Annotated in this window: 23 protein-coding genes and 3 tRNA genes; 12 read left to right on the top strand and 14 right to left on the bottom strand. The window is 73.2% G+C overall.

Annotated elements, in window-relative coordinates; all coding sequences use genetic code 11:
* Positions 1-130 precede the first annotated feature (130 nt).
* On the bottom strand, positions 131-637 hold the full coding sequence (locus IE239_RS01240; protein ID WP_190147300.1) for a heme-degrading domain-containing protein: 507 nt from the start codon (positions 635-637) through the stop codon (positions 131-133).
* Positions 637-1,710 (bottom strand): Gfo/Idh/MocA family protein, encoded by a 1,074-nt coding sequence (locus tag IE239_RS01235; protein ID WP_190147299.1) that lies wholly within the window; start codon positions 1,708-1,710, stop codon positions 637-639. Before IE239_RS01235 ends, IE239_RS01240 begins: the two co-directional genes overlap by 1 nt.
* 82 nt (positions 1,711-1,792) lie before the next feature.
* Here IE239_RS01235 and IE239_RS01230 point away from each other — a divergent pair, with 82 nt between their 5' ends.
* From IE239_RS01230 to IE239_RS01215, 4 genes are all read left to right on the top strand, one after another.
* A complete protein-coding gene (locus IE239_RS01230; protein ID WP_229877657.1) occupies positions 1,793-3,091 on the top strand; it encodes an ROK family transcriptional regulator in 1,299 nt (432 codons plus the stop codon).
* A 201-nt stretch (positions 3,092-3,292) separates the two neighbouring features.
* A complete protein-coding gene (locus IE239_RS43090; protein ID WP_308435372.1) occupies positions 3,293-4,282 on the top strand; it encodes an LAVTG motif-containing sortase-dependent surface protein in 990 nt (329 codons plus the stop codon).
* A gap of 212 nt (positions 4,283-4,494) precedes the next feature.
* Positions 4,495-5,274 (top strand): HAD-IIA family hydrolase, encoded by a 780-nt coding sequence (locus tag IE239_RS01220; protein WP_190147296.1) that lies wholly within the window; start codon positions 4,495-4,497, stop codon positions 5,272-5,274.
* A gap of 104 nt (positions 5,275-5,378) precedes the next feature.
* Complete coding sequence (locus IE239_RS01215; RefSeq protein WP_190147295.1) at positions 5,379-6,152, top strand: hypothetical protein; 774 nt, start codon at positions 5,379-5,381, stop codon at positions 6,150-6,152.
* Between the two features lie 87 nt (positions 6,153-6,239).
* Here the strand turns inward: IE239_RS01215 and IE239_RS01210 are convergent.
* A tRNA-Lys gene (locus tag IE239_RS01210) sits at positions 6,240-6,313 on the bottom strand.
* A gap of 232 nt (positions 6,314-6,545) precedes the next feature.
* Between IE239_RS01210 and IE239_RS01205 the strand changes: the two genes are divergently transcribed.
* The 4 genes from IE239_RS01205 to IE239_RS01190 all read left to right on the top strand — a co-directional run bounded on the left by IE239_RS01205 (position 6,546) and on the right by IE239_RS01190 (position 11,674).
* Positions 6,546-7,925 carry a peptidoglycan-binding protein gene (locus IE239_RS01205; protein WP_190147294.1) on the top strand — a complete coding sequence of 460 codons (1,380 nt, stop codon included), beginning with the start codon at positions 6,546-6,548 and terminating at the stop codon, positions 7,923-7,925.
* A 137-nt stretch (positions 7,926-8,062) separates the two neighbouring features.
* Positions 8,063-9,169: an SPFH domain-containing protein gene (locus IE239_RS01200; protein ID WP_190147293.1), complete on the top strand. Its 1,107-nt coding sequence runs from the start codon at positions 8,063-8,065 to the stop codon at positions 9,167-9,169.
* 353 nt (positions 9,170-9,522) lie between these two features.
* Positions 9,523-9,984 (top strand): DUF3592 domain-containing protein, encoded by a 462-nt coding sequence (locus IE239_RS01195; RefSeq protein ID WP_190147292.1) that lies wholly within the window; start codon positions 9,523-9,525, stop codon positions 9,982-9,984.
* Between the two features lie 40 nt (positions 9,985-10,024).
* The gene (locus IE239_RS01190) at positions 10,025-11,674 is read left to right on the top strand and encodes an AMP-binding protein (RefSeq protein ID WP_190147291.1); all 1,650 of its coding nucleotides are present in this window, start codon (positions 10,025-10,027) and stop codon (positions 11,672-11,674) included.
* Between the two features lie 83 nt (positions 11,675-11,757).
* Here the strand turns inward: IE239_RS01190 and IE239_RS01185 are convergent.
* From IE239_RS01185 to ehuB, 6 genes are all read right to left on the bottom strand, one after another.
* Positions 11,758-11,831: transfer RNA gene (locus tag IE239_RS01185), tRNA-Lys, on the bottom strand.
* Positions 11,832-11,933: 102 nt separating this feature from the next.
* Complete coding sequence (locus IE239_RS01180; protein WP_190147290.1) at positions 11,934-12,692, bottom strand: IclR family transcriptional regulator; 759 nt, start codon at positions 12,690-12,692, stop codon at positions 11,934-11,936.
* Between the two features lie 218 nt (positions 12,693-12,910).
* Entirely contained in the window at positions 12,911-13,681 is a 771-nt protein-coding gene (ehuA, locus tag IE239_RS01175; RefSeq protein WP_190147435.1) for an ectoine/hydroxyectoine ABC transporter ATP-binding protein EhuA, read from the bottom strand.
* A 103-nt stretch (positions 13,682-13,784) separates the two neighbouring features.
* Positions 13,785-14,432 carry an ectoine/hydroxyectoine ABC transporter permease subunit EhuD gene (ehuD, locus tag IE239_RS01170; RefSeq protein ID WP_190147289.1) on the bottom strand — a complete coding sequence of 216 codons (648 nt, stop codon included), beginning with the start codon at positions 14,430-14,432 and terminating at the stop codon, positions 13,785-13,787.
* A complete protein-coding gene (gene ehuC / locus IE239_RS01165; RefSeq protein WP_190147288.1) occupies positions 14,429-15,211 on the bottom strand; it encodes an ectoine/hydroxyectoine ABC transporter permease subunit EhuC in 783 nt (260 codons plus the stop codon). The genes ehuD and ehuC overlap by 4 nt, the downstream gene beginning before the upstream one ends.
* Positions 15,211-16,137, bottom strand: coding sequence for an ectoine/hydroxyectoine ABC transporter substrate-binding protein EhuB (gene ehuB / locus IE239_RS01160; RefSeq protein WP_190147287.1), 927 nt, complete (start codon positions 16,135-16,137; stop codon positions 15,211-15,213). Before ehuB ends, ehuC begins: the two co-directional genes overlap by 1 nt.
* 523 nt (positions 16,138-16,660) lie before the next feature.
* Here ehuB and IE239_RS01155 point away from each other — a divergent pair.
* A complete protein-coding gene (locus IE239_RS01155; RefSeq protein ID WP_190147286.1) occupies positions 16,661-17,161 on the top strand; it encodes a cupin domain-containing protein in 501 nt (166 codons plus the stop codon).
* A gap of 89 nt (positions 17,162-17,250) precedes the next feature.
* Here IE239_RS01155 and IE239_RS01150 read toward each other — a convergent pair whose 3' ends face one another.
* Positions 17,251-18,213, bottom strand: a complete 963-nt coding sequence (locus tag IE239_RS01150; RefSeq protein WP_190147285.1) for a D-2-hydroxyacid dehydrogenase — start codon at positions 18,211-18,213, stop codon at positions 17,251-17,253.
* A 417-nt stretch (positions 18,214-18,630) separates the two neighbouring features.
* On the opposite strand from IE239_RS01150, the gene IE239_RS01145 reads away from it, so the two are divergent.
* Both IE239_RS01145 and IE239_RS01140 read left to right on the top strand, forming a co-directional pair.
* The gene (locus IE239_RS01145) at positions 18,631-19,401 is read left to right on the top strand and encodes a maleate cis-trans isomerase family protein (protein WP_190147284.1); all 771 of its coding nucleotides are present in this window, start codon (positions 18,631-18,633) and stop codon (positions 19,399-19,401) included.
* A 309-nt stretch (positions 19,402-19,710) separates the two neighbouring features.
* Positions 19,711-20,802, top strand: a complete 1,092-nt coding sequence (locus IE239_RS01140; protein WP_190147434.1) for an LLM class flavin-dependent oxidoreductase — start codon at positions 19,711-19,713, stop codon at positions 20,800-20,802.
* Here IE239_RS01140 and IE239_RS01135 read toward each other — a convergent pair.
* A complete protein-coding gene (locus tag IE239_RS01135) occupies positions 20,781-22,733 on the bottom strand; it encodes a putative bifunctional diguanylate cyclase/phosphodiesterase (RefSeq protein ID WP_229877655.1) in 1,953 nt (650 codons plus the stop codon). The genes IE239_RS01140 and IE239_RS01135 overlap by 22 nt on opposite strands.
* Before the next feature lie 336 nt (positions 22,734-23,069).
* Between IE239_RS01135 and IE239_RS01130 the strand changes: the two genes are divergently transcribed.
* Entirely contained in the window at positions 23,070-24,338 is a 1,269-nt protein-coding gene (locus IE239_RS01130; RefSeq protein ID WP_373308032.1) for a M6 family metalloprotease domain-containing protein, read from the top strand.
* An 87-nt stretch (positions 24,339-24,425) separates the two neighbouring features.
* On the opposite strand, the gene IE239_RS01125 is transcribed toward IE239_RS01130, so the two are convergent.
* From IE239_RS01125 to IE239_RS01115, 3 genes are all read right to left on the bottom strand, one after another.
* Positions 24,426-24,499 (bottom strand) — tRNA-Lys (locus IE239_RS01125).
* Positions 24,490-25,077, bottom strand: coding sequence for a bifunctional DNA primase/polymerase (locus IE239_RS01120; protein WP_190147283.1), 588 nt, complete (start codon positions 25,075-25,077; stop codon positions 24,490-24,492). The genes IE239_RS01125 and IE239_RS01120 overlap by 10 nt, the downstream gene beginning before the upstream one ends.
* A gap of 452 nt (positions 25,078-25,529) precedes the next feature.
* A complete protein-coding gene (locus IE239_RS01115) occupies positions 25,530-25,898 on the bottom strand; it encodes a DUF8844 domain-containing protein (protein ID WP_190147282.1) in 369 nt (122 codons plus the stop codon).
* Positions 25,899-26,023 lie beyond the last annotated feature (125 nt).

The raw sequence follows: 26,023 nt of genomic DNA, 5'->3' as shown, positions 1-26,023 counted from the left end.
CGCACCACTGCGGGACGGCCCGCAGGGGCGGCCCTGAGGGGTCACGGAGGTGGGCCCCCGAGGTGGGGCGCCGATCGGCGGGCCCGCCCCGGAGACCTGCGGGGTGCCCCGGGGACCTGTGTCTGGGGGCCTACAGCTCCTTCTCCAGGAACAGTTCCAGCGCCTCCACCACGAACCGGTGGTCCTCGAGCTGGGGCAGCCCCGAGACCGTCACCGCGCCGATCACGCCCACGCCCGCCACGTTGATCGGGAAGGAGCCGCCGTGGGCCGCGTACTCGTCCGGGTCCAGGCGGGAGGAGTCCTCGAACGTCGTGCCCCTGGCGCGGTAGCGGGTCCCGATCAGGTAGGAGGAGGCGCCGAAGCGCTCGACCACCCGGCGCTTGCGGGCGATCCAGGCGTCGTTGTCGGGGGCCGAGCCGGGCAGCGCCGCGTGGAAGAGCTGCTGGCCGGAGCGGTGGATGTCGACGGCGACCGGCGCCTGGCGCTCGCGGGCCAGCTCCACCAGGAGCGAGCCGAGCGCCCACGCGTCGTCATGGGTGAACTGACGGAAGACCAGACGCCGTTCCTGCGCCTGAAGCTCCTCCAGGCTCGGGGTGATCTCCGGGGTGAACTTCGGGGTGATCTCGTGGGTGCCCATTACAGCGTCACCGCCACCTTGTCTCGTGCCGAACGGCGGGCCGCCTCCAGGACGTCGAGGGCGGCGGCCGCCTCGACGGCGGTCACCGGGTTGGGACCGCCGTCGGTCAGTGCCTTGGCCACCGCAGCGTAGTAGGCCGGGTAGTCGCCCGGGAGGGTCCGTTCGGGTCGTCCGCCGCCGGTCAGCGGGGACTCCCCGGCGCCCACCCGGCCCCACAGCTCCTCCGGTTCCGTGCCCCAGTGCGCCGTCGTGCCGGGCCGCTCGCCCTCCCGCAGCGCCGCCTCCTGCGGGTCGAGGCCGTACTTCACATAGCCCGCCTTCGAGCCCAGCACCCGGAAACGCGGGCCCAGTTGGGCGGCCGTCGCCGAGACATGGAGGTGGGAGCGGACGCCGTTCGCGTGGGTCAGCGCGATGAAGGTGTCGTCGTCGGTCTCCGCGCCGGGCCTGCGGACGTCGGCCTCCGCGTACACGGAGAGCGCCGGGCCGAAGAGAACCAGCGCCTGGTCGACGACGTGACTGCCGAGATCGTAGAGCAGACCTCCGATCTCTGCGGGGTCGCCGGACTCCCGCCAGCCGCCCTTCGGCAGCGGCCGCCACCGCTCGAACCGGGACTCGAACCGCCACACCTCGCCCAGCTCGCCCTCGGCCAGCAGCTTGCGGAGAGTCAGGAAGTCGTTGTCCCAACGCCGGTTCTGGAAGACGGAGAGGAGCAGCCCGCGCTCCTCGGCGAGGGCGGCCAGAGCGCGGGCCTCGGCCGCCGTCCCCGCGACCGGCTTGTCGACGACGACCGGCAGGCCGGCCTTCAGCGCGGCGGCCGCGAGCGGGACGTGCGTCCTGTTGGGCGACGCGATGACGACCAGGTCCAGCTCGTCGGCGCGCGCGAGGAGGTCGTCGGCGGCGACGGCGACCCGTACGTCCGGGAACCCGGCGCGAGCCTGCTCCTGCCGCCCGGGGTTCGAGGTGACCACCGTGTCGAGGACGAGGCCCTCGGTGGCGGCGATCAGCGGGGCGTGGAAGACGGAGCCGGCGAGGCCGTAACCGATCAGACCCACACGGAGAGGAGTACCTGTCATGGGCCCCACTTTCGCAACGCTGTTGCCAAAGTGCAAGCACGGGGGAGAATGGGGCCGTGAACGGGACGGACGGAGACCGGCAGTGAACCGGACGGACGGAGGCGTCAACCTCCTGGGCCTGCGCAGCCACAACACCGCGCTCGTGCTCGACCTGCTGCGGACGGCGGGACCGGACGGCATCAGCCGGCTGGAACTGGCCGAGCGCACCGGGCTCACCCCGCAGGCGGTCAGCAAGATCACCGCCCGGCTGCGGCAGGAGGGGCTGGCGGCGGAGGCGGGACACCGCGCGTCCACCGGCGGCAAGCCGCGCACGGTGCTGCGGCTGGTGCCGGAGGCCGGCCACGCGGTCGGGGTCCACCTCGACCGGGACGAACTGCGGGTCGTGCTGGCCGAACTCGACGGGCGGGCGGTGAGGGAGCGATGCGTGCCGCTGTCGCTGGGCGCGGGAGCGGAGACGGTGCTGGAGGCGGTGGTCCGGGAGGTGACCCAGGTCCTCGCCGGCACCCCGTCCGCCGCCGCCCCTCCCGCCCCCTCCGCCCCTCCCGCCGGCACCGCCGACACCGGCCGCAGTCCCGTCGCCTCCGTCGCCGGCCGTAGCCCTGCCGCCCTCACCCCTGACACGGGCCGCGGCCCTGCCGCCTCCGGCTCAGCCGTCGCCCGCGCCCCCGTGGCGACGGCTCCCTCTGCTGCCGCGTCGGCCCCGCTTGCCGTCGTCCCGGCTCTTCTCGGTGTCGGGGTGGCCCTTCCCGGCCCCCTCGACCACGCCAGTGGGGTGCTGCACCGGGTCACCGGCTTCCCCGAGTGGGACGGTTTCCCGTTGCGCGACGTGCTGGCGGAACGGCTCGGGGCGCCGGTGGTCGTCGACAAGGACACCAACGCGGCCGCGCTCGGCCTCGCCGTCGGCGGCGAGCGCGGCTCCTTCGCCTGCCTCCATCTGGGCACCGGCCTCGGCGCAGGCCTGGTCATCGGCGGGACCCTGCACCGCGGGGCGCGCACCGGCGCGGGCGAGTTCGGACACCAGGTCGTCCAGCTGGACGGCCCGCCCTGCTCGTGCGGCAACCGGGGCTGCATCGAGGCGCTGTGCCTCGCCGCCCTCGGCCGGGGCGACGTCGGAGAGGCGGCGCGCGTCCTCGGCGTCGGCGCGGCGAACCTGGCCGGGCTGCTCGACATCGACGCCGTGCTGCTGGGCGGGCGCGCGATCGCGGCCGCCCCGGAGGCCTTCCTCCACGGCGTGACGGCCGTCCTGCACGCCCGCGCCCGCCGGGAGGGCTCCCCGGAGGACGCCGTCCGGGTGCGCCTCGCCCCGTACGGCGCGCGCGCCGTGGCCCACGGGGCGGCCCACCTGCTCCTGGCCCCCCTCTTCGGCCGGGAAGCCGGATGACAGCCGGATGACACGGTGAGCGGCGCGGACCGGAGCGGCGGCCCCGCAGCCGCCCCGCCGGTTCCCGCGGCTCACCCGAGATCACCCGGATCCGCCCGACTTGCTCATCTCGCCCCGAAATCGCCCGAACGAGGGGAATCGCACGGCCGTGCGGTGCGCCTGCGGAGGATGTCGCGGACGGCCCGGCAGGCTCACGTGTTCATGCGACTGTGCCCGCCTGTCTCCCTCTGCCTCGCCGCGGCCGCCGCCCTTCTCCCCGCGCCCGCACACGCGGAAGCCGCGCCGGGCTGCACCGGCCCCGACGCCGGTGACTTCCCGCTCACCACCCGCATCCACGGCGGTCCCGACTCCTACCGGGCGGGCGGCGGATACGGCGTCTGGTACCTCGACCTCACCAACACCACCCGCCGCACCTGTGCCGCGATCCACCCGGTGGTCGTCCTGGTCGACGCCGGACGCACGCTGAAACCGTCCCAGCCGCGGCTGGAGTTCTACGCCGACGGCCGACCGCACCCGGTCCGTTTCGAGCACACCGACGACGACGAACTCGTCGGCGCGTTCACCGGCGGCAGCGGCAGCGGCAGCGGCAGCGCGTCCGACGGCTTCCGCGGGTTCAGCGTGGGCCCCGGCCGGACCCTCACCGTCAAGCTGCGGCTCGCCCTCGCCCCGGACGCCGCGGCCAACGCCGTCACCGCCAACGCGGCGGTCGTCCAGCGGCACGGCGACGACGGCGACTGGGTCGGCCAGTCGAACGACTACCGTTTCTCCGTCGAGGCGGCAGACTCCGACCCGGCCACGACCGACCCCACGACCGACCCCACCGCCGGGACGACCACCGACCCCACCGCCGGGACGACGACCGACCCCACCGCCGGGACGACGACCGACCCCACGGCCGGGGCGACAACCGGGGCCACGACCGGGACCAAGGCCGAGGGGACAGCCAGGGCGACGACCGGTCCCACGACCGGCACCACGGGCGATCCCACGGGCGGTCCCACCACCGGCGCCGCGACGGCCCCCGCCCCCCGCCCCGACGCCTCCGCCTCCGACTCCGGTCGCCCCTCCCTCGCCGACGAGGCCGAGGAACTCGCGCGCACCGGCCTCACCTCGCCCCCGGTGCTCATCACGGCCGCCGGCTGCCTCCTCGCCGGCGGTGCGGCCCTGCTGCTGGCCCGCCGACGCCGCTGAACCACGCCGGTCACCGCCCCCGGCTGCTTCCCGGCCGGTTTCCGGCCTCCTCCCGGTCGCGGCCCCAGGTCGCGTCCCAGCCAATGGACGGTCCGGAACCGGCCATTCCCTCAAGATCGGGCCTGTGACTAGGCTGGGGCGCACGCAGCGACCGCGTGACCGCATGCACGCGCCGCAACCGCGTGCTCGCGTACGGCAGGGAGACCCCGCACATGGCAGACCGCAGGCCCATCGAGTCGTGGCTCACCGACATGGACGGTGTGCTCATCCACGAGGGCGTACCGATCCCCGGCGCCGACGCCTTCCTGAAGAGACTGCGCGAGTCCGGAAAGCCGTTCCTGGTCCTCACCAACAACTCGATCTACACCCCGCGCGACCTGCACGCCCGTCTGCGGCGGATGGGTCTCGACGTGCCGACCGAGAACATCTGGACCTCCGCGATGGCCACCGCCCAGTTCCTGGACGACCAGCGGCCCGAGGGCACGGCGTACGTCATCGGCGAGGCGGGCCTGACCACCGCGCTGCACGACATCGGCTACATCCTCACCGACCACGAGCCCGACTACGTCATCCTCGGCGAGACCCGGACCTACTCGTTCGAGGCCATGACCAAGGCCGTCCGGCTCATCAACGACGGCGCCCGTTTCATCTGCACCAACCCCGACGAGACCGGCCCCTCCGCCGAGGGCGCGTTGCCGGCCACCGGGGCGGTCGCCGCGCTGATCACCAAGGCCACCGGCAAGAGCCCGTACTTCGCGGGCAAGCCCAACCCGCTGATGATGCGCACCGGACTGAACACCATCGGCGCCCACTCCGAGACGAGCGCGATGATCGGCGACCGTATGGACACCGACGTGCTGGCGGGCATGGAGGCCGGGATGCAGACCTTCCTGGTCCTCACCGGCCTGACCCGTCCCGAGCAGGTCGAGGACTTCCCGTACCGTCCGTCGCAGATCGTGGACTCGATCGCGGATCTCGTCGACCGGATCTGAAACCCGTAGCGGCGCGGACCGCGCACGCACGGAGCAACGGCACCCCGCCGGAGGATGCGCCCGCGGTCCCGGCGGGGGAGTCTCCAGAGAGCTGGAGGTTCACGATGGGTTCCCTGAAGATCACTGTCTGTGCGGGCGTCGCGGTCGTCGTCGCGGTGCTCCTCCCCACGGCGTACGCCTCGGACGGCGGCGGCGGTGGAGGCGGCCGGGCCGAGGGCGGCCGCGCCGTGGGGGGCGTCGGGGGCGGCGGGGGCGGTGTGACCGTCACACCGGCCAGGCCGTCGCCGGGAACCGAGATCACGCTGAAGGTCACCGGCTGCGGCGGCAGGACGGCCACCGCGGCTTCGGCCGCCTTCGTCGCGGACGCCCGCCTGGTCGTCACGGACCGCGCGGGCGGCGCGCTCGTCGGCGACACCCGGGTCCGCTCCTCGCTCGCGGCGGGCGGCTACGACGTGCGGATCACCTGCGCCGGCGCTCGGGCGAAGGGCCGGATCGAGGTCCCGGAACCGGCGTCCCAGAACGCGTCCGCGACCGCGACCGCGGACGATCCGTCCGCTCCCGTTGCCCCCACCGCCGGGACCGCGCCCGCCGATCCCGTGGTTCCCCCCTCGCCTCCCTCTCCCTCCGCTCCCCGTTCTCCCCGCTCTCCCCTCTCTCCGGCTCCCTCTGCCACTGCCACTGCCGCCGTTTCCGCGTCTCCCGTCGCCCCGGTGCGTGCGGGCGGGGGCGGGGCCGCTGCTCCGGCCTCCGCCGAGGAGGTGCGCGTGGACGGCGGAGGTCCCGGCAAGGCGCAGGCGGTCGTCGGTCTGGTGCTCGTGGGCGTCGCCGCGGCCGTCGTCGTGTTGCGTGGACTGCGCCGACGACCCGGGACGGACTGACCCGGACGTTGCCGCCGCTCGGGCTGGACGCCGAACGTGGGACACGAACGAAGGCCCCTCGCTCTCGCGAGAGGCCTTCGATGTCCGTGCGCCGCCAGGGACTCGAACCCCGGACCCGCTGATTAAGAGTCAGCTGCTCTAACCAACTGAGCTAGCGGCGCCTGCTGACGGCACAACTCTACAGGACCTGTGAGTGTGCCCAGAACCACCCGCGCCCCGCGCCCCGCGCCCCGGGCGGCGGGCGGCGGGCGGCGGGCGACGGGCGGCGTCATTGGGCCGGGCGGGTCGCGCGTACATCATTCGGACCGTCAGCATGCGCGTCGGGAGGACAGTTGAGAAACTGCGAGCGTGCGCAGTCGCGGACATTCTCAGCTGCAGTGTGAGGGGAATCGCATGGAGGCTCCGGTATTCGAGGAATTCGATCCCGAGAGCGACTGCGACTGCCCCGGATGCGCAGCGCGGCGGCGGGCGAGCCACCTTTTCTCGCCCGCTCCGTCCGGCGGCCACCCGTCCGCCCACCGCGCCCTGGTCGTCGCCACAGCGACGGCCGCCGCGCTCGGCGCCGCTCAGGCGGCGCCCGCCGTCGCCGCCCAGCAGGCGCCCGACCGACCCGGCGTTCCCGCAGGTGACGAACCCACCACCCCGCAGGGACGCAAGGCGCCGCTGCACGGACCTGCCGGGCAGCCGGCGCGTCCCGGCGTGCCGACGGGGCCGGTCGCAACCCCTCCGACGACCCGGGCGGACATCATCCGACGGGCCAAACTGTGGGTTTCGGCCCAGGTCCCGTACAGCATGAGCGCCTTCTGGCATGACGGTTACCGGCAGGACTGCTCGGGCTTCGTCTCCATGGCCTGGCACCTGCCGGGGAACGAGTGGACGGGCAGCCTCGACCGGTTCGGGACGAGGATTGCCAAAGAGGAGCTCCAGCCCGGTGACATTCTGCTTTTCCATAACAAGGCCGACCCCGAGAAAGGGTCGCACGTAGTCGTTTTCGGCGGCTGGACGGACTACACGCACAGCTACTACTTCGTCTACGAGCAGACCCGTCCGATCACGCGCCGCCAGGCCACCCCGTACGCCTACTGGAGCCATTCCGACCGCTACGTCCCCTATCGCTACAAAGGGCTCACCTCACCCGCGCCGGGCGACGCCGGCGTGATCGTCGCCGGTGCCGCGGGCGCGAACAGGCCCGTCGGCGGAAGCGTCTCGGCGACGTCGTTCCCGGGGCGGGCGGTCTTCGGGCCCGGCGCGAACAACTCCTACGTCACCCTCCTCGGCCGGCTCCTCGTCGAGCGCGGCGCCGGGCGCTTCTACCGCTCGGGCCCCGGCCCCCGCTGGTCGGCGGCCGACGGCGGGGCCACCCGGGCCTTCCAGCGGGCGCAGGGCTGGAGCGGGGCCGACGCCGACGGCCGGCCCGGCCCGAGGACCTGGTCGCTGCTGATCACCGGAACGGGCAGGAACATCGGAGCCCCGCCGGCCACGGACGCCGGGTCCGGTGCGGCCGGGGCGCCCGCCGTTCCTCCGGCGCCGCGGGTGCCTCCGTATCCGGGCCGGGCCGTGTTCCGGCCCGGGGCGCGGAGCGCGCACGTCACGCAGTTGGGAAGGCAGCTGGTGAAGAAGGGGTTCGCCAGGTTCTACGCCACAGGTCCCGGACCGCGCTGGGGCGAGGCCGACCGGCGAGGAGTCGAGGCCTTCCAGCGGGCCCAGGGCTGGCGCGGCGGCGCGGCCGACGGCTACCCCGGCCCGGAGACCTGGCGGCGGCTCTTCTCGTAGACCCGCAGTCCCGGACTCCCGCAGTCCCGCAGTCCCGTCTTTCCGTGGTCCCGTACCGGGGCCGTCCGGGGGTCCGTTCGCCGCCGGAGTCCCACTCACCGTCATGGCGTATCTGGCGCGGAGGCTGGAGGCACGCAGTGCACACGACCACTTCACCCACACCCGAGCCCGAAGGAACCACCCGGCCCACCCGTCTCATCCAGAACGAGGCGACCACCGAGATCCCCGTCCACCTGCTCTTCCGTGACGAGCCGGAGCCGCGGTCGGTGCAGCTCGCGCCCGCCGTGGTGGGCAGCCGGGCGGGCACCGGGGAGCAGCCGCGGCTGCGCCGCCCGGCGCCGCTCGAGCCCCGCCCGGCGGCGCAGGTCGACCCCGGTCTGGTGGAGCGGCCGGCGCGGGTGCTGCCCGGCGTCCTGGGCGTGTTCGCCGGGGCCTGCGGGGTGGCCGGGTGCGCGGCCGCCTCCTGGTGGGCCGGGACGCTGCCGAGGGTCGCGGAGCGGGCGCTGCGGCTGCCGGAGTTCGCGGGCGCCGGGCTCGGTCCGGCGCAGTGGGCGGCGTACGCGGGCGCGGGCACGCTGGGGCTGTTCGGCTTCGGCGGGCTCGCCCGGGGGCGGACCGGCCGGGCCTGGGTGCTCGGTCTGTTCGGCCGCTACCGGGGGACCGTGCGCCGCACCGGACTGCTCTGGGTGAACCCGCTGCTGCTGCGCCGCCGGGTGGACGTGCGGCTGCGGCACTGGCGCAGCGAGCCGATGCCGGCCGCCGACGGCAGCGGGGTGGCGTTGCGGGTGGTGGCGCTGGTGGTGTGGCGGGTGCGGGACACCGCGCGGGCCACGCTCGGCGTCGAGGACCACGAGACGTATCTGCGCGAGTGCGTCGAGGCGGCGCTGGCCCGGATCCCGGTGGAGACGCCGGGTGCGGGACGGGGCTCGGTGGAGGCGGCGGGCGAGGCGCTGAGCAGGCTGGTGGCGAGGGAGGCCGGCGCGATCGGCCTGGAGGTGTTCTCGGTGCAGCCGGTCCGGATCGAGTACGCCCCCGAGGTCGCCGCCGCGATGCACCGCCGCCGGATCGCGGCGCTCGACGCCCAGCACCGGGCGACGGTGCTGACCTCGGTCGTCGACTCGGTGGAGGACACGGTGACCCGGCTGACGATGCGAGGGCTCGTGGAGCTGGACGACTACGAGCGCAAGGCGCTGGTGAAGGACCTGACCGTGGCGTTCTGCGCGGGACGGCAGGAGCAGACGTGACTGGTCTGGACATGACCAAGAAGCGGCAGTAATCCCGAACTTGGTCTAGACCTGAACGGTCCGGCTCGCTGAACTCACGGCTGCCCTGCGGCGGTCGGCGGCCACCGTCGGTCCTCTCCCGCAGCGGCACGCCGCCGTCCGGGCTCAGCGGACGTCACGTGATCGTCGCCGTGTGGACGATCGCCGACGAGGCCGACGTCTTCCACGCCCGCTCCGGCGTCATGTTCTGAGTGGCCGCCATTCCTGAGCGGCTGCCGTTCCTGAGCATCGCTTGAGCTCCCCCCGGCCCGCGCGCGGGTAGGTTCCCTGCACGCCGGTTCGACCAGGCCGGCGTCGGAACACCGGGGGAGTCCATGGAGCTGTTCTTCTACGCCGTGCCGACCGTCATGGCGGTCGGCCTGCTGTTCGTCATGTTCCGGCTGCTGGGCCGGTCGCGGCGGATCGCCCGTGCCTGGAGCGGCGGCCTCACCGCGGAGGCGCGCTGTCTGCGGTCCTACGCGACGGCCAGTGGGGGCGGAGACACCGCGATCAGCACGACCCTGCACCACGTCTTCGAGTTCACCACCCGTGACGGCCGGGTCGTCCGCTTCGAGGAGGAGAACGGCCCGGGCACCGTCCTCGAGGGCGACATCGTCACCGTCCACTACGCGGCCGATCACCCCGAGGAGGCCACGGCCAAGGCCCCGGCCCGCGGCCGGCTCATCGCCGAGTCGGGATGCCTGCTGAGCTTCCTGGGCGTCGTCCTCGCCTTCTGTGTCTTCTTCATGGTCACCGCCCACTGGATGTTCAACGAGGCGGACAACCTCATGCCGTAGCCCTCCACATCTGACGATCCGTCAATTACCGTGCGTCGCCATGAAGTCCACCAGTGCGACCGGCACCGTCGCCGAACTCGTGGCGGCCCGCTGGGGCGACCGCAGGCCGGGGCTGTGGTGCGAGGACACCGTCCTCACGCACCACGAGGTCGCCGGGGGCGCCGCCGCCCGGGCGGCCCTGCTGCACGACCTGCTGCCGCCCGGCGGCCCGCCGCACCTGGGGGTCCTGCTGGACAACACCCCGGAGTTCCCCCTCTGGCTGTCGGCCGCGGCCCTCGCCGGGGCGGCCGTCGCCGGGATCAACTCCACCCGGCGCGGCCCCGAACTGGCCCGGGACATCCTGCACACGCAGTGCCGGCTGCTGATCACCGAGGCCGCCCACCTCCCCCTCCTCCAGAGCCTCGACCTGCCAGGGGTCCGGCTGCTGATCACCGGCACACCGGAGTACGACGCCCTGCTCGCCCCGTACGCGAACGCCCGCCCGGACGCCTCCCGGGCCACCCCGGCCGACCGGCTCCTGCTCTACTTCACCTCCGGTTCCACCGGCGCGCCCAAGGCCGCGATCTGCACCCAGGGCCGGCTGGCCGCCGCCGGGCGTTCCCTGGCCGGGCAGTTCTCCGTCGGCCCGGGCGACGTCCACTACGTGTGCATGCCGATGTTCCACGGCAACGCGGTGATCGCCGACTGGGCGCCCGCGCTGACGGCCGGGGCCGGGGTGGCGCTGCGCCGGCGCTTCTCGGCGTCGGCGTTCCTGGAAGACGTCCGGCGCCACCGGGCGACGTACTTCACCTACGTCGGCCGGGCGATCCAGTACATCCTGGCCACCGAGCCGGGCCCGGACGACCGCGACCACGTGCTGCGGCTGGGCTTCGGCACCGAGGCGGGCGCGGTGGACGCGGCGGCGTTCGAGCGGCGGTTCGGCGTGCGGCTGGTGGAGGGCTACGGCTCCTCGGAGGGCGGGGCGGCCGTGCAGTGGTCGGCGGGAACTCCGGCGGGGGCGGTCGGCCGGGCGGCCGCCGGTCTCGTCGTCCTCGACCCGCGGACGCGCGCGGAGTGCCCGCCCGCCGTGTTCGACGCGGGGGGACGGCTGCTGAACGGCGACGAGGCGATCGGGGAGCTGGTCAACCGGGGCCCGAACCCCTTCGAGGGCTACTGGCGCAACCCTGAGGCAGAGGCGGAGCGGCGCCGTGAGGACGGCGCGTACTGGACCGGCGACCTCTTCTACCGCGACCGCGCCGGCTATCTCTACTTCGCCGGCCGCACCGACGACCGGCTCCGCGTCGACGGCGAGAACCTGGCCGCCGCGATGATCGAGAACATCCTCGCCCGTTACGAGGGGGCGGCCGCCGTCGCCGTCTACGCGGTGCCGGACCCGGTGACCGGGGACCAGGTGATGGCGACGCTGGCCGGGACCTTCGATCCGCCCGGCTTCGCCGCCTTCCTGCGTGCCCAGCCCGACCTGGGGACGAAGATGGCGCCCCGGTTCGTGCGGGTGGTCGAGCGGATGCCCGTCACCGCCACGAACAAGATCCACCGGGCGCTGCTGCGGCGCGAGGGGCCGCACTGCGCCGACCCGGTGTGGTGGCGGCCGCCCGGGGAGACCTCCTACCGGAGGCTGACGGCGGGCGAGGCGGGCGGGATGGGGAAGGCGGGCGAGGCGAGGAAGGCGTGGAAGACGCAGAAGACGTGAAAGGAACGGCACGGCGCGGGGCTGGGTGGGGCAGGACGGGCAAGGCGAAGGGCCCCTCGTGTTCACGAGAGGCCCTTCATCTGTGCGCCGCCAGGGACTCGAACCCCGGACCCGCTGATTAAGAGTCAGCTGCTCTAACCAACTGAGCTAGCGGCGCATGACTCCCGCCCTCCGCCTTCGGCGGCTGGCGACGAAGAAAATACTACCTGGTCCGCGGGGGTGCTCCCGACCACCCGGCCACGCCTCCCCGGGGCGGGTCTCAGATGGCCAGCGACAGCAGCAGCGGCGCCGCGCTCCTGTTCAGGGTCTCGGCCGCCCGGCGGAGCCGGTGGGCGTGGGCGACGGGCAGGGACAGGGCCAGACAGCCGGCCGTGGAACCGGCGGTGATCGGGACGGCCGCGCAGACCGTGCCGATCGCGTACTCCTGGAGATCGAGCACCGGGACCGTGGGCGGCTGTGCCTCCAGACGGGAGAGCAGCAGCTTGTCGCTGGTGATGGTGTGCGAGGTGAGCCGGGCCATCCTGTGCCGCGAGAGGTGGTCGCGGCGGCCGTTGTGGTCGAGCTGGCCGAGCAGGCTCTTGCCGAGCGCGGTGGCGTGCGCCGAGGAGCGGAAGTCGACCCACTCGTTGACGGACGGCGTGGCCGGGCCGTCGGCGTACTGGGTGATCGTGACCTCGCCGTCGACGTACCGGCTGATGTAGACGGCGGCGCCGACGGAGTCGCGGAGCCGGTCCAGGGTGTGCTGCAACTTGTCGTGCAGGGCCTGCTCCCGATGGTGCGTGGATCCCAGCCGGGCGAGGGCGTCGCCGGTGACGTACGCCCCGTCGGCCGTCTGCTCCACGTAGCCCTCGCGGCGCAGCATGCGCAGGAGCGTGGTCAGTCGCTCCGCGCCGAGGCCGCTCTCGCGGGCGAGTTCGTCGTCGGTGATACCGGTGGAGTGCCGCGCCACCGTGTCCAGGACGCGCAGCGCCTCCTGGGCCGAGTGGTACGGCGCGGTCTGCTCGTGCTTCAGCGCCACGGTTCCCCCTGCGTCAGCCGGTGTCGGCTGCGCTGCTGTAGTGGGCCGTAATCCGGTCGGTGAACCGCTTCCACCATAACGGCCGACTGCCCTGCGGGGAGGGGGGCGACAGGATTCCGCCCGCCCGTCAGGAAGACGGTTGCGAAGGTACGTGCCGGCCCCGGACGTGAGCCCAGGGCGCGACCCCTGGAAACCGCCCCCGCGTCCGGGGCCCCGGCTCACAGCACGGCGCCGAGGAACTCCCGGGTCCGCTCCTGCTCGGGGTCGCTGAAGATCTTCTGCGGAGGGCCCGACTCGATGACGCGGCCCGAGTCGAACATCAGGACCTGGTCCGAGATGTCCCGGGCGAAGTTCATCTCGTGGGTCACGCAGAGCATCGTGATGTCGGTGCTGCGGGCTATGTCCCGGAGCACGTCCAGGACGCCGACGACCAGCTCCGGGTCCAGGGCGGAGGTCACCTCGTCCAGCAGCAGGACCCGCGGCCGCATCGCCAGCGCCCGGGCGATCGCCACCCGCTGCTGCTGGCCGCCGGACAACTGGCCGGGGTACTTGTCGACGTGCTCTCTCAGGCCGACCAGTTCGAGCAGTTCGCGGGCGCGCTCCTCGGCCTCGTCCTTGGACAGGCCGAGGACGGTGACCGGCGCCTCGGTGATGTTGCGCAGCACCTTCATGTTCGGGAAGAGGTTGAACTGCTGGAAGACCATCCCGATGTTCTTGCGGACCTCGCGCACGTGCTTCTCGCCGGCCCGGACCAGCTTGCCGCCCCGCTCCTCGTGGGTCAGATACGCGCCGCCCACCTTGATCGTGCCCTCGTCGGGAGTGGCCAGGGTCATCAGCAGCCGCAGGATCGTCGTCTTGCCCGAGCCGGACGGGCCGATCAGCGTGACGTGCTTGCCGGAGTCGACGGAGAAGTCGAGCCGGTCGAGGACGGTGTTGTCGCCGAAGCGCTTGGTGACCTGGTCGAAGCGGATCAGTTCGCTGCCGTCCACCGGCGGGTCGGCGACGGCGTCGAGGGTCTGCGCGGTCTCCGTCTGGGCCGTGTCGGTCTGTGCGGTGTCGGTCCGGGCGGTCTCGGTCTGTGCGGTGTCGGTCTCAGCGGACAAGGCGTCGCTCCAGGGCTCGGATCAGGAGGGAGGCGGGGTAGGCGATGACGATGAACGCCACGCCCACGACGGTCAGCGCCTCCGTGGTGAAGGTCTCGTTGCTGAAGGTCTGGGCCTCGCCGAGCATGTCGAACGCGCCGATGGTCGCGATCATCGGCGAGTCCTTGAGCATGGCGATGACGTAGTTGCCCAGCGGCGGGACGACGCGGCGGACCGCCTGCGGAAGGATCACCACCCGCCAGGTGCGGCCCCTGGACAGGCTCAGCGCCGTGGCCGCCTCCCACTGGCCGGCCGGGACGCCGTCGATGCCCGCCCGGTAGACCTCGGCGGTGTACGTGGAGTAGTGCAGCCCGAGGCCGACGATGCCGGTGGTGAGCGGCGACATCGAGGGACCGAAGTTCGGCACCACGTAGAACAGGAAGAACAGCTGCACCAGCAGCGGCGTGTTGCGGATGAACTCCGTCACCGCGACGACCGGCCAGCGCACCCAGACGCGCGCGGACCGCTGCGCCAGCGCCCAGACCAGCCCCAGCGCGAAGGCGATCAGGCTGCCCACGGCCAGCGCCTGGAGGGTGACGAGCACCCCGTCCCAGAACCGCGGCATGAAGTCGTCGACGACGTTCCAGTCCCAGTTCATCGCCCACCTCCCACGGACCGCGGACCGGCCGGCAGGCTCTCGCCGCGGGCGCCGGACCTCGCGCCGACGCCGCCGGGCTTCGTGCCCACGCCGCCGGACTTCGTGCCGACGCCGCCGCGCTTCTCGGGCCGCTCCCCGATCCCGGCCTTCGCCCTGCGCTCCAGCATCCGCATGCCGCGGGTGATGACGAAGGCGAGGACGAAGTAGAGGACCAGCAGCAGCGTGTAGACCGGGGTGGTCTCATTGGTGCCGAGCCGGAGCAGATTGCCGGCGAACGTCATGTCGGCCACCGTGATGACCGAGACCAGGGCGGTGCCCTTCAGCAACTCGATCAGCAGGTTGTTGAACGGCGGCATCATCTCGGGCCAGGCCTGGGGCAGTTCGATCAGCCGCAGCCGTTGCCACCGGGTGAAGTCGAGCGCGATGCCCGCTTCCTTCTGCGCCGCCGGAACGGCTGCCAGCGAGCCACGGACGATCTCGGAGCCGTAGGCGCCGTAGGTCAGGCCCAGCGCGCTGACGCCCGCCCACAGGGGCTCCAGCTGCCAGCCGAACAGGGGCAGCGCGAAGAACATCCAGAACATCAGCACCAGCGCCGACATGCCACGGAACACCTCGAAGTAGGCGCCGGCCACGAAGCGGACGATCCAGAGCCGCGAGCCGCGGGCGAGACCGGTCCCGAATGCGATGACCGCGCCGAGGGCGGCCGCGCAGACGGTCACCTGGACGGTGATCCAGATGCCCGGCAGGAACCAGGTGGTGAAGAACTCCGAACTCATCATCAGCCGCACAGCTCCTTCGCCGTGAGGTCCGTCATGTCGGCCTTGGCGAAGCCGAACGGACCGACGATCCGCAGGAGTTCGCGGTAGTCGTCCTGCTTGAGCCTCAGCAGTTCCGCGTTGAACGCGTCCCGGAAACGCCGTTCGGACTGCCGGAAGGCGAATCCGCCCGCACCGTAGGCGGGCTTGCCGTCGACCACGGGCTGGAACGGCTCGGTCGCCGACACGCGCGCCGAGTCCGCCACCGCCGACCTGACCGTGATGCGGGTGCCCGCGAAGGCGTCCACCCGGCCCTGGGCCACCGCGTCCAGGCCCGCCACCTGGTCCGGCAGGACCAGGACGTCGGCGATGCCCGCCGCCCTGGCGTAGTCGATCTGGGCGTAGGCCTTGCCCGAGGCGAGTTTCAGCCCCTTCTTCCTGACGTCGTCGTACGTCCTGATGCCGTGCGGATTGCCCTTCCTGACGATGAAGGCGTCCAGCATCAGGTAGTCCGGGTCGGCGAACAGCACCTGCTCGCACCGGACCGGATTGATGTACATCCCCGCGGACACCACGTCGAACTGCCGGGCCTTCAGCCCGGGTATCAGGGCGCCGAAGTCCACCGGCACCGGCCTGACGTCGTCGATGCCGAGCCTCTTGAAGATCACCTTCGCGATGGCGGGCGCCTCTCCGGTGGCCTGTCCGTCGTCGCCGACGTAGCCGAAGGGCGGCTCGCTCGCGATGCCGATCTTCACGGATCCCTGATCGCGCAGGGTGTCCAGAAGACTGCCTCCCAGCACCTTTCCGCCGTCCGGGACACGGCTGCAGCCGGCCGCTCCGAGGCTTCCCGCGACGCCCAGCGACACCGCTCCCGCAAAGAGCGAACGGCGGCTCAGCCCTCCGGGGGATCTGTCGACGGTTTCTGATCGGTTTGCCTGTGGTCGAGCCATGGGCGCGCGGCTACCCGACTTCATGCGAGTCATGCGGGCCACTTCCGGCCCGGTTCGTCGCCGGGGCGCTTGGCCGCGGAGGGGCGTGGCGCGCCCGGCCGGCCGGTGCGTCGCGGTCTCGCTGGTCAAGAGCGGATCATCGCCATGGCAAAGGCGCTCGACGGTCACGCGCCGACGCCCGCGCGACCGTCCGGGACTCCCCGCCGTCCGCCAGGCCGTCCCGCACACCGAACGGCCTCGTAACCGGATCAACGCCCTTTTCCCGCTGTTCACGGCATCGGCGTCATCGAGGGAGGATCCGGCCGCCGTCGGAGCGGCCCGGGCTCCGGCGGACGGCTCCCGAACCGCGGCTTGATCGACCTGAGGACGACCCGGGTGTCGAGCCGAAGGCGACCCCGAGGATTGACCCATGAAAGCGGCCCTTCATTGAACCCTTCACCGGGTCTTTCGGACGCCTAGATTCGTCCGTGTGCCGGTCCTGCGGCCTCGCCCGCGGACCACCGACCGACCTCCGGGAGTCCCCATGAGCAGCAGCCCCCTCCTCGTCCGCGCCGACCGGGCCGAGACGGTGCAGGACGGCGCCCTCAGCCTGATCACCCTGCTCGCCGACGCGGGCGCCACCGACGGGGCCCTGACCGCCAACAAGGCGGCCTTCGCCGAGGGTTCGCCCGGCGCCCCCGCGCACTTCCACACGAAGGCGACCGAGGTCTTCCTCGTCCTCGACGGCACGATGCGCTTCCTGGTCGGCGACGAGGTGCGCACCCTGGGCACGGGCGACTTCCTGACGGTCCCGCCGACCGTCCCGCACGCCTTCGCGCCCGCCCCCGGCAGCACCGCCGAACTGCTCGTCCTCTTCACCCCCGGCCTGCACCGCTTCGACTACTACCGGCTCCTGGAGCGGGTGTGCCGCGGCGAGGCGGACGTCGAGGAGATCCGGGCGAGCTCCGAGCTCTACGACAACCACTACGTCGCGAGCCCGCTCTGGCAGGAGGAGCTGCGCCGGACGGCCCCGGACACCGCCTGAGCGTCCCACGGGCGCCGGCCCCGTGGTGTCCTGGCGGCGGCGTCGGCGAAGCGGCGTCCATGAGGGCCTTCGCCCACCCCGGGGGTCCCTCAGTGTCCGGGCACGTATCCGCGCTGCTTGTCGACCACGTTCCGCAGCGGCCGGCCCGCGGCCCACCGCTCGAACAACTCCACGAACTGTGCGCCGAGTTCGTCGTACGAATCGATGGTGTCGCCGCTCATGTGGGGCGAGATCAGCAGCCCCGGGACCTGCCACAGCGGGCTGTCGGGAGCGAGGGGCTCCTCGGTGACGACGTCCAGGGCGGCGCCGGCGATCCAGCGCCGTTCCAGCGCCCGCACCAGCGCGTCCTCGACGACCAGCTGCCCGCGGCCGACGTTCACGAACCGGGCGGAGGGCTGCATCACCCCGAACCGCCGGGCGTCGAACATGCCGCGTGTCTGCTCGGTGAGCGGGGCGGCGGCGATCACCCAGTCGGCGCGGGCGAGGAGCCGGTCCAGGTCCTGGGGACCGTGGATGCCGGTGCGCGGGACCCGGCCGACGACCGCCGTGGTCATCCCGAGCGCCTTCAGCGTGCGGGCGATCGCCCGGCCGATCGGCCCGGAACCGACGACCACGGCACGGCCCCCGGCGACCCGTCGGCTCTCCCGGTGCAGCCATTCGCCGCGCCGCTGGAGCTCCCAGGTGCGCGGCAGGTCCTTGGCCATCGCCAGGACCAGCGCGGCGACGTACTCGGCCATCGGCTCGTCGAAGATCCCGCGCGCGTTCGTCACCACCGTGTCCGACGCCGCGAGTTCCGGGCACAGCACATGGTCCACGCCCGCGCTCGCGGTGTGCACCCAGCGCGGCCGGGGTCCTCCGCCCGGCCAGGCGGCGCGCACCGCGTGCGAGCCGACGTCCCAGACCAGCAGCACGTCCGCGGCCGGGAGCCGCTCCGCGAGCGAGGCCTCGTCGGTGTGCACCACCCGGGCCCGCCCGGTGAGCCGCCCCAGCCGGGGGAGGGGATCGGCGTCGAGGACGAGAAGCGTGGGAGGAGCCGCGGGGGCGATGCTCATCCGGTGCCCCTCCGTCCCTGTCCCGAGTGTCCGACGTGCGCGGATCGACCACGTTCGCACCCGAAACGCGGCGTCGTCAACACGGCGGCCACACCCGTCCGTTGCTTCCCGCCCCCTCCTGTTCTCCCCTCTCGTCCCACCCCGGCCCGGCTCCCCTTGCCGTTCCCCGGTTCCGGCCCGGCCCGCCCCCGTCCCTGGGCGGAACGACGCATACCGCTCATCTCGGCCAACCAGGTGACCGTGTGGGCGGCGTTGCGCCGACTGGGTACCCGAGCGGTGGGACCGTACAAGCGCTGCTGGAAGTCCCGGCGCGCGTGTGGCCCGCGAACCGCCGGACACCCGTGCGCTGTGGGAACTCCCCGTGCCGCGGGAAGCCCCGGTACCGCCGGAAGAAGAGCAGCACCAGGAAGGCTGGACATGACCGCACTCGGTTTCCTCTATCCGGGCCACTCGGCCGAGGACGACTACCCCCGTATCGAGCAGCTCCTGGGCAGTGACATCCGGGTGGACCTGGTCCGCACGGACGTCGCGGAGGGCGCGCACGGGGCCGACGCGCTACGGATGGGGGGCCCGCCGGGCCCGAGCGCGGCCGAGAGCCCGGGTGCGGTCACGCCCGAGCGGCTCGCGAAGGGCGTCGAGCAGTTGCGGCTCGCCGGCGCCGAGGCGGTCGTGTGGGCCTCCACGAGCGGCGGCTTCGTGCACGGCTGGGACGGCGCCCACGAGCAGGTGCGCACCCTGGCCACCACCGCCGGGATGCCGGCCTCCTCCACCTCCTTCGCCTTCGTGCACGCGGCGCCCGAGGTCGGTGCCGCCCGGGTCGCCGTCGCCGCGCCCTACCCGGACGACCTGGCCACGCTCTTCGCCGGCTTCCTCGAGGCGGGCGGCCTGGAGGTGACCGGCGTCCACAGCGCCGGGGCCGTCACCGCGGCGGAGACCGGCGCCTGGGGCGAGGCGGAGGTGCTCGCTCTCGCGCGCGCGGCCGACACGCCCGATGCGCAGGCCGTTCTGCTGCCCGGCACCGCCATGCACACGGCCGCCTGGCTGCCGGCGCTGGAGAAGGAGCTCGGCAAGCCGGTCCTGACCGCCAACCAGGTCACGGTCTGGGAGGCGCTGCGCCTGACGGACCGGCGCGTGCACGCACCGGGGCTCGGCGCGCTCTTCGTCCGGGAGCCGATCGTGCAGGCCTGACCTCCCGACCCGGGGAACGAGCGACCGGGTGAATGAGCGGCCCGGGAATGAGCGGCCCGGGAATGAGCGGCCCGGGAATGAGCGGCCGGAGGAACGAGCGGCCCGGGGCGAGCGGCCGGGAATAAGCGGGGACAGCCTCCTGTTGGGCGACGAGGACGGACACACGGTCGACGACAGGAGGACCCCGTGGCGGCGGACAAGACGGCGGCGGACGACGCGACGACCGAGACGACGGCGACCGGGAGAGCTGCGGCGACGCCCGGCGAGGCCACTGCCGGTGCGGCCGCTGCCGGCGAGGCCACGGCCGGTGTGGCGGCCGCCGACGAGATCCGCGGCGCGGCGCGGGGGAGCGCCCCGGTCCCCCTGTCCGTACTGGACCTGGTCACCGTCGGCTCCGGCCGTACCGCCACCGACGCGCTGCGCACCAGCGTCGATCTCGCGAAGTTCACCGAGTCGCGCGGCTTCCACCGCTACTGGGTGGCCGAGCACCACTCGATGCCGGGGGTCGCGTCCTCCTCGCCCGCCGTGATCCTCGCCCACCTCGCCGCGCACACCGAGCGCATCCGGCTCGGCTCCGGTGGCGTCATGCTGCCCAACCACGCGCCCCTCGTCATCGCGGAGCAGTTCGGCACCCTGGAGGCGCTGGCCCCGCACCGCATAGACCTGGGGCTCGGCCGCGCCCCGGGCACCGACGGCGCGACGGCCGCCGCCCTGCGCCGGTCCGCCACCCTGAACGAGGGCGCCGACGACTTCCCCGAGCAACTCGCCGAGCTCATCCGCTTCCTGGACGACGACTTCCCCGACGGCCACCGCTACGGCCGGATCCACGCCATCCCCGGCCCGGTCCAGGGCACCTCCCCGGGCGGCGTCCAGTCGCCGCACCGGCCGCCCGTCTGGCTGCTCGGCTCCTCCGGCTTCAGCGCCCGTCTGGCCGGACTGCTCGGCCTGCCCTTCGCCTTCGCGCACCACTTCTCCGCGCAGAACACCGTCCCGGCCCTCGACCTGTACCGGGAGTCCTTCCGGCCGTCCGAGGTGCTCGCCGAGCCCTACGCGCTGATCGGCGTCTCCGTGCTCGCCGCCGACGACGAGCGCGAGGCCCGCCGCCAGGTCCTGGCCACCGGCGTCAACATGGTCAGGCTGCGCACCGGCCGCCCCGGCCTGTTCCCCTCCCCCGAGGAGGCGGAGGCCTATGAACTCGGTGCGATGGAGCGGGAGTTCGTGAACTCCTGGACCGCGAACATCATCCACGGCTCCGCCGACGAGGTCCGCACCGGCCTGGACGACCTCCACAAGCGCACCGGCGCCGACGAGCTGATGCTCACCAGCCACGCCCACCGCGGCGAGCTGCGCCTGCGCTCCTACGAACTCGTCGCCGACGCCTACGGGTTGCCGACGGCGTAGGACTGCGTCCCGGACCCGTCGCCGGGCTCCACCGCGGACCCCTCCGCCAACGGCCCCTCCACCGCGGGCCCGTCGCCGGGCTCGGGCTCCACCGCGGGCCCCTCTCCGGGTTCCGTTCCCAGCAGCTCGGAGATGCGGTCCGGGGACACCGGGCGGGAGTACAGCCACCCCTGCCCGGTGTCGCAGCCGATGCTGCGCAGCCGGGTCGCCTGCGCCGACGTCTCCACGCACTCGGCGGTGACCGTCAGCCCCAGCCGGTGGGCCAGGTCGATCATCGCCTCGACGACGACCTGGTCGGCCGGGTTCGGCGGGGCTGCCCCCTCCTTGTCGCTCTCGTACTGGAAGCCGCGCACGAACGACCCGTCCAGTTTCAGCACCGACACCGGCAGCCGGCTCAGATAGGCGAGATTGGAGTAGCCGGTGCCGAAGTCGTCGATGGCGATGCCCACGCCCATCTCGCTGAGCGCCTGCAACGCCTGCAACGGCCGTCCCGCCGAGCCCATCACCGCCGACTCGGTCAGCTCCAGCTGCAGCAGCCGCGGGGGCAGCCCGGTCTCGGCGAGGATCTTCGCCACGTCCGCCACCAGGTCGGAGTCCCACACCTGCCGGACCGCCACGTTGACGCTGACGAACAACGGCGGCTCGCCGGGGTTGTCCAGCTGCCACTGCCGGGCCTGCCGGCAGGCGGTGGCCAGAACCCATCGCCCGAGCGGGACGATCGAGCCGTCCTCCTCGGCCAGCGCGACGAACCGATTCGGCGACAGCAGCCCGAACCGGGGGTGGTCCCAGCGCACCAGCGCCTCCACCCCGCGCAGCCGGCCGTCCGACATGCCGACCAGCGGCTGGTAGTCGAGCCGGAACTCACCGCGTTCGATGGCGGGACGCAGGGTGGAGGCCAGGGCCTGCCGGGTCATCAGATGGGCGTTGCGCTCGGGGTCGAACAGCGTCCAGCGGTCCTTGCCGTCCACCTTCGCCCAGTACAGGGTCGTGTCGGCGGCCTGCATCAGCCCGGTCGCGGTGGTTCCGGCCGCGTGCCGTTCCACGACTCCGATCGACGCGGAGACGCTCAGCCGGTGCCCGGCCAGGTCGAAGGGCGCCTGCAGCGCCTTGAGCACGCATTCGGCTAGGTCGGCGAGCTGATCGGTGCCGGTGGAAGCCTCGACCAGCAGGGCGAACTCGTCGCCGCCCAGCCGGGCCACCAGCGGCACGCTCGGCCGGGTCTGCCCGGCCTCGGCGGCGCAGTCCGTCAGCCGCTGGGCGACGGCGGTCAGCAGCCGGTCGCCGACGCGGTGACCGAGGGTGTCGTTGACGGCCTTGAAGCCGTCCAGGTCCAGGTAGCACAGGCCGATCCGGCCGGTCCCGCTCCGCTCGTACGCCTCCGTCTCCAGCGCGGCCGACACCCGCTCGAAGAAGAGGGTGCGGTTGGGCAGCCGGGTCACCGGGTCGTGCATCTGCAGGTGACGCAGACTCGCCTGCAGGTCACGGTGGGCGCTGACGTCGTCGACGGACAGCAGCACGCCGGGCTCGTCCGCGTCGAGCGGGCAGACCGTGACCTGCGTCCACAACGAGCGGCCGTCGGGCTGCTTCAGCCGCCGGGTGCAGCGCAGCGTGGCCCGCCGGCCGCTCAGCACCTCCCGGTAGGCGTGCCACGTCCGGGCGTCGGAGGCCAGGTCCAGCAGATCGGAGGCGACCCGCCCGACCAGCCCCGCGCTGCCGCCGCCGAGCAGCGCGCCGAGCGCGTCGTTGGCGTCGACGACGCGGCCCTCGCTGTCGACGACGGCCATGGCGAGGGGCGCCGCGCTGAAGACGGCACGGTAGACCGGCGGCTGATGGGCCGGCGGTCCGCTTCCCGTACCGTCGATGTCACTCTCTGTGACGGCTGACCGGTCGAGGTCTGCCGCGGGCGTCGGCCCTTCGGACGTTCCGCTCACCGCTCGCTCCCGCAGTGCACTCGATCGCTGTCCGTGCAGGAAAGTCTGCCGATCATAGAGGCTGCCCCCGGATCCGTGCAGCCACTGCCCAGTGTCCCGGAACAACCCGCTCTTCTGACAGATCGTTTCTGCCCGCACCTGGCCCTGTTCTGAGAGTGGACGACCGCTTGTGACGTTCCGTGAGAACTCCGGGGGTGTCGGGGTGATGCCCGATTCCCGCCGCCTCACTCTTCTGGGGCAGGCAAACAGGGCGTAGTACGACAAATTCACACAGGCTGGGTGGCGGTGTCCCGTGAACCGCCCCCGGAGGTCTCTGTGCCGCGTCTGCCGCGACCCGTGCGACTGTCCACCTGCCCCCGACTTCGCAGTACGGCGGCCGTGTTCACCACCCTCTCGGCGCTCGCCGCGACCTCCCTGACCGGCGGACCCTCGGCCGCCGGGCCCTACTCCACCGCGCCTTGCGCCCTCACCCGCACCGACGCCCACCACTCGGAGGGCCTGGACACCTGGAACACCGCCTATCCCCGCCCGACGCGCGCCCTCGACGCGGTCATGGTGTTCCTGTCCTTCCCGGACTGGACCCCCATGGCTTCCCCCGCCGAACTGGCCGCCGACCACTTCCCGGCCACCAGCCGCTTCTTCCGGCAGGCGTCCTACGGCAGGTTCACCCTGCGCGCACACCCGATCAAGCGGTGGATCCGCATGCCGAAACCGTCCACCGCGTACGCCATACGGCGCGACTGGAGCGCCGCCGGCCGGGCCGCCTATCTGCACGACGCGCTGGCCGCCGCCGACCCGCACGTCGACTTCTCCCGCTACGACCTCGTCTACTTCGTGGCCGACCCCGACGCGCCCGGCGTCGACTCGGACGCGACGAAGGTCGTCAACCTGGAGACCCCGCTGCACGCCGACGGCTCGGACATCCCCCGCGTGGTCACCGTCTTCGAGAAGCACCCCCCGGACCGGCTCGTCCTCGCCCACGAGACCGGCCATGTCTTCGACCTGCCCGACCTCTACCACCGTCCCGCCGACGGCAAGGGCGACTGGGACACCTACGTGGGCGACTGGGACCTGATGGGCAGCCAGTTCGGACTCGCCCCGGACCTGTTCGCCTGGCACAAGTGGAAGCTGGGCTGGCTGGACGACCGTCAGGTGGTGTGCGTGAGGGGCCCGGGCCCGACCCGGCTGACCCTGGAGCCGCTGGCCGCAGGCCCCGGAGTGCCGGTCGCCCGCGCCTCCGGCCCGCCGGCCTTCGGGCTCGGCGACGGCGTCAAGCTCGCGGTGGTGCGCACCGGCCCCGACAGCGCGCTCGCCTTCGAGGCGCGCGGCCCGGTGGGCAACGACCGCGCGGCCTGCCGCACCGGCGTCCTCGTCTACCGTGTCAGCAGCGGCGCCCGCTCCGGTCGCGGTCCCGTGGAGGTGCTCGACGCCCACCCGCACACCGAGGCCTGCTGGGAGAACTCCGTCTACCCGCCCCTCGCGGACGCCCCGGTGGGTCCCGGTGAGAGCTTCAGCGTCCCAGGGAACGGCGTCCGCGTGGACGTGGAGGGGCGCACGGCCTCCGGAGAGTGGACGGTCAAGATCACTCCGGGCGTGAACCTCTGAGCCGACCCGGGCGCCGGACGCTCGCCGGGACGCCCGTGCCGGGCATGCGAGAGGCCCCCCGCTTCCGCGAGGGGCCTCTGCCGTCTGTGCGCCGCCAGGGACTCGAACCCCGGACCCGCTGATTAAGAGTCAGCTGCTCTAACCAACTGAGCTAGCGGCGCCTGCTGACGTCGTAGACCTTAGCACCCTGGTCGGGGGGAGGAGAAATCGATATGCGCACGGCCGAGCGGGCTGCCCGGACCGCCGCCCATAGCAGAATCTCGGGGCCCGGCAGCCACGGGTGACGGGTGTCCGGGGCCACCAGCCAGCGCGTGGCGCAGCCGGCGTCGGAGGGGGTGAGCGCGGGCACGGTCACCGCGTCGCCGGTGCCGTGGCACAGCAGCGGCGGCACGGTCGCGGTGCGGCCCTCGCGGCGGCCGCCGGCACCCCACTCCTCCCACTCCAGCAGCGAGGGCAGCCGCTGGGCTGTGCCCGGCGCGGCGAACAGCAGCGTGCGTCCGCGGAACGCGGCCACCGGACCGGAGCCCGGCCCCTCGCCCCACAGCCGGTCGAGCAGCAGCCGCCCGAACATCGCGGGCGCGCTGACGATGTCGAACACCGAGCCGCACGGCAGGATCACCGGAGCCTGCGGCCGCTCCTCCCAGAGGGCGAGCGTGCTGCGCGGATACGTTCCGGCGGACGCCAGCCAGGCGGCGCCGTCCGGGGTGACGCCGAGGGGTTCGTCGTATGCGCTGCTCATGCCGCAAGGTCTACCTGGAGTGAACGGGCGATTTCACAGGGTTGCCGGAAATCGGGACGCAGGGTGCGGGAAAGGGGTATCTTGCCCGCCCGGCATATGCCAGCGGGCGGCTGCGGCCCGGCGGCCCGGCAGCCCGGCGCCGACGGTTCGGAGGCCGGACGCCCGGCTGTGACCCGGCGGTCGGAGGCCGGACGCCCGGATGCCACGACGTCCAGAGGCCCGGCAGATCGGACGCCCGGCCGGCCAGGCGGCTCACGGCTCACCGGATGCGTCTGGAGCGGCGCACGCGGACGTCGTCCGACGGTCCCGGCGATCCGGTCGTCCGACGGTCCGGCGATCGGGTCGTCCGGCGACCCGGTGGTCCGGCGATCGTGTGGTCCGGTGGTCCGGTGGTCCGGCGATCGTGTGGTCCGGTGGTCCGGTGGTTCCTTGTGGGTCCGTGGCTCGGCGGTTCACACCGGGTCGGCGTGGCCCCGGCCCTCGGAGTCGCCCCGCAGCAGATCGCGGCCGAACTCGACCATCTTCTTCGCGTAGTCCTCGGTCCACTCGGCCCGCTCGGCGATGTCCGCAGCGGTCAGCCGGTCGAAGCGGCGCGGATCGGCGAGTTGCGCGGCCGCCATGGCCTGGAACTCGACCGCCCGGTCGGCCGCCGCACGGAACGCGAGCGTCAGCTCCGTCGCCCGCGCCAGCAGCGCCCCCGGATCCTCTATCGACTCCAGGTCGAAGAAGTGCTCCGGATCACCGGTCGCCTCGGCGGGCTCGAAGAGCAGGGGCGCGGGGCGTAGCCGCGGTTCGTTCCGACGCGGCGTGGGCTCCGCCATGTCTCGGCCTCCTCGTACGGTTCGGATGACGCCACCGGCGGACAGCACCGGTGGAGTGGACCACCTTCCATTGTCCCCCGGTGACGCGAGAGCCATTCGGCCCCGAACTCTCAAGCCCCGAACGC

This window comes from Streptomyces humidus (genome assembly GCF_014649655.1).
GTDB lineage: Bacteria > Actinomycetota > Actinomycetes > Streptomycetales > Streptomycetaceae > Streptomyces > Streptomyces humidus.
Note: the sequence above shows the minus strand (reverse complement) of the source record. Positions and strands in the feature narration are given on the sequence as shown.

Bases quoted from the DNA above. Each gene is read 5' to 3' on its own strand.
- IE239_RS01240 (WP_190147300.1), bottom strand. From the start codon at position 637: ATGGGCACCCACGAGATCACCCCGAAGTTCACCCCGGAGATCACCCCG.
- IE239_RS01235 (WP_190147299.1), bottom strand. From the start codon at position 1,710: ATGACAGGTACTCCTCTCCGTGTGGGTCTGATCGGTTACGGCCTCGCC.
- IE239_RS43090 (WP_308435372.1), top strand. From the start codon at position 3,293: ATGCGACTGTGCCCGCCTGTCTCCCTCTGCCTCGCCGCGGCCGCCGCC.
- IE239_RS01220 (WP_190147296.1), top strand. From the start codon at position 4,495: ATGGCAGACCGCAGGCCCATCGAGTCGTGGCTCACCGACATGGACGGT.
- IE239_RS01215 (WP_190147295.1), top strand. From the start codon at position 5,379: ATGGGTTCCCTGAAGATCACTGTCTGTGCGGGCGTCGCGGTCGTCGTC.
- IE239_RS01205 (WP_190147294.1), top strand. From the start codon at position 6,546: ATGGAGGCTCCGGTATTCGAGGAATTCGATCCCGAGAGCGACTGCGAC.
- IE239_RS01195 (WP_190147292.1), top strand. From the start codon at position 9,523: ATGGAGCTGTTCTTCTACGCCGTGCCGACCGTCATGGCGGTCGGCCTG.
- IE239_RS01190 (WP_190147291.1), top strand. From the start codon at position 10,025: ATGAAGTCCACCAGTGCGACCGGCACCGTCGCCGAACTCGTGGCGGCC.
- ehuD (WP_190147289.1), bottom strand. From the start codon at position 14,432: ATGAACTGGGACTGGAACGTCGTCGACGACTTCATGCCGCGGTTCTGG.
- ehuC (WP_190147288.1), bottom strand. From the start codon at position 15,211: ATGATGAGTTCGGAGTTCTTCACCACCTGGTTCCTGCCGGGCATCTGG.
- ehuB (WP_190147287.1), bottom strand. From the start codon at position 16,137: ATGGCTCGACCACAGGCAAACCGATCAGAAACCGTCGACAGATCCCCC.
- IE239_RS01155 (WP_190147286.1), top strand. From the start codon at position 16,661: ATGAGCAGCAGCCCCCTCCTCGTCCGCGCCGACCGGGCCGAGACGGTG.
- IE239_RS01150 (WP_190147285.1), bottom strand. From the start codon at position 18,213: ATGAGCATCGCCCCCGCGGCTCCTCCCACGCTTCTCGTCCTCGACGCC.
- IE239_RS01145 (WP_190147284.1), top strand. From the start codon at position 18,631: ATGACCGCACTCGGTTTCCTCTATCCGGGCCACTCGGCCGAGGACGAC.
- IE239_RS01120 (WP_190147283.1), bottom strand. From the start codon at position 25,077: ATGAGCAGCGCATACGACGAACCCCTCGGCGTCACCCCGGACGGCGCC.
- IE239_RS01115 (WP_190147282.1), bottom strand. From the start codon at position 25,898: ATGGCGGAGCCCACGCCGCGTCGGAACGAACCGCGGCTACGCCCCGCG.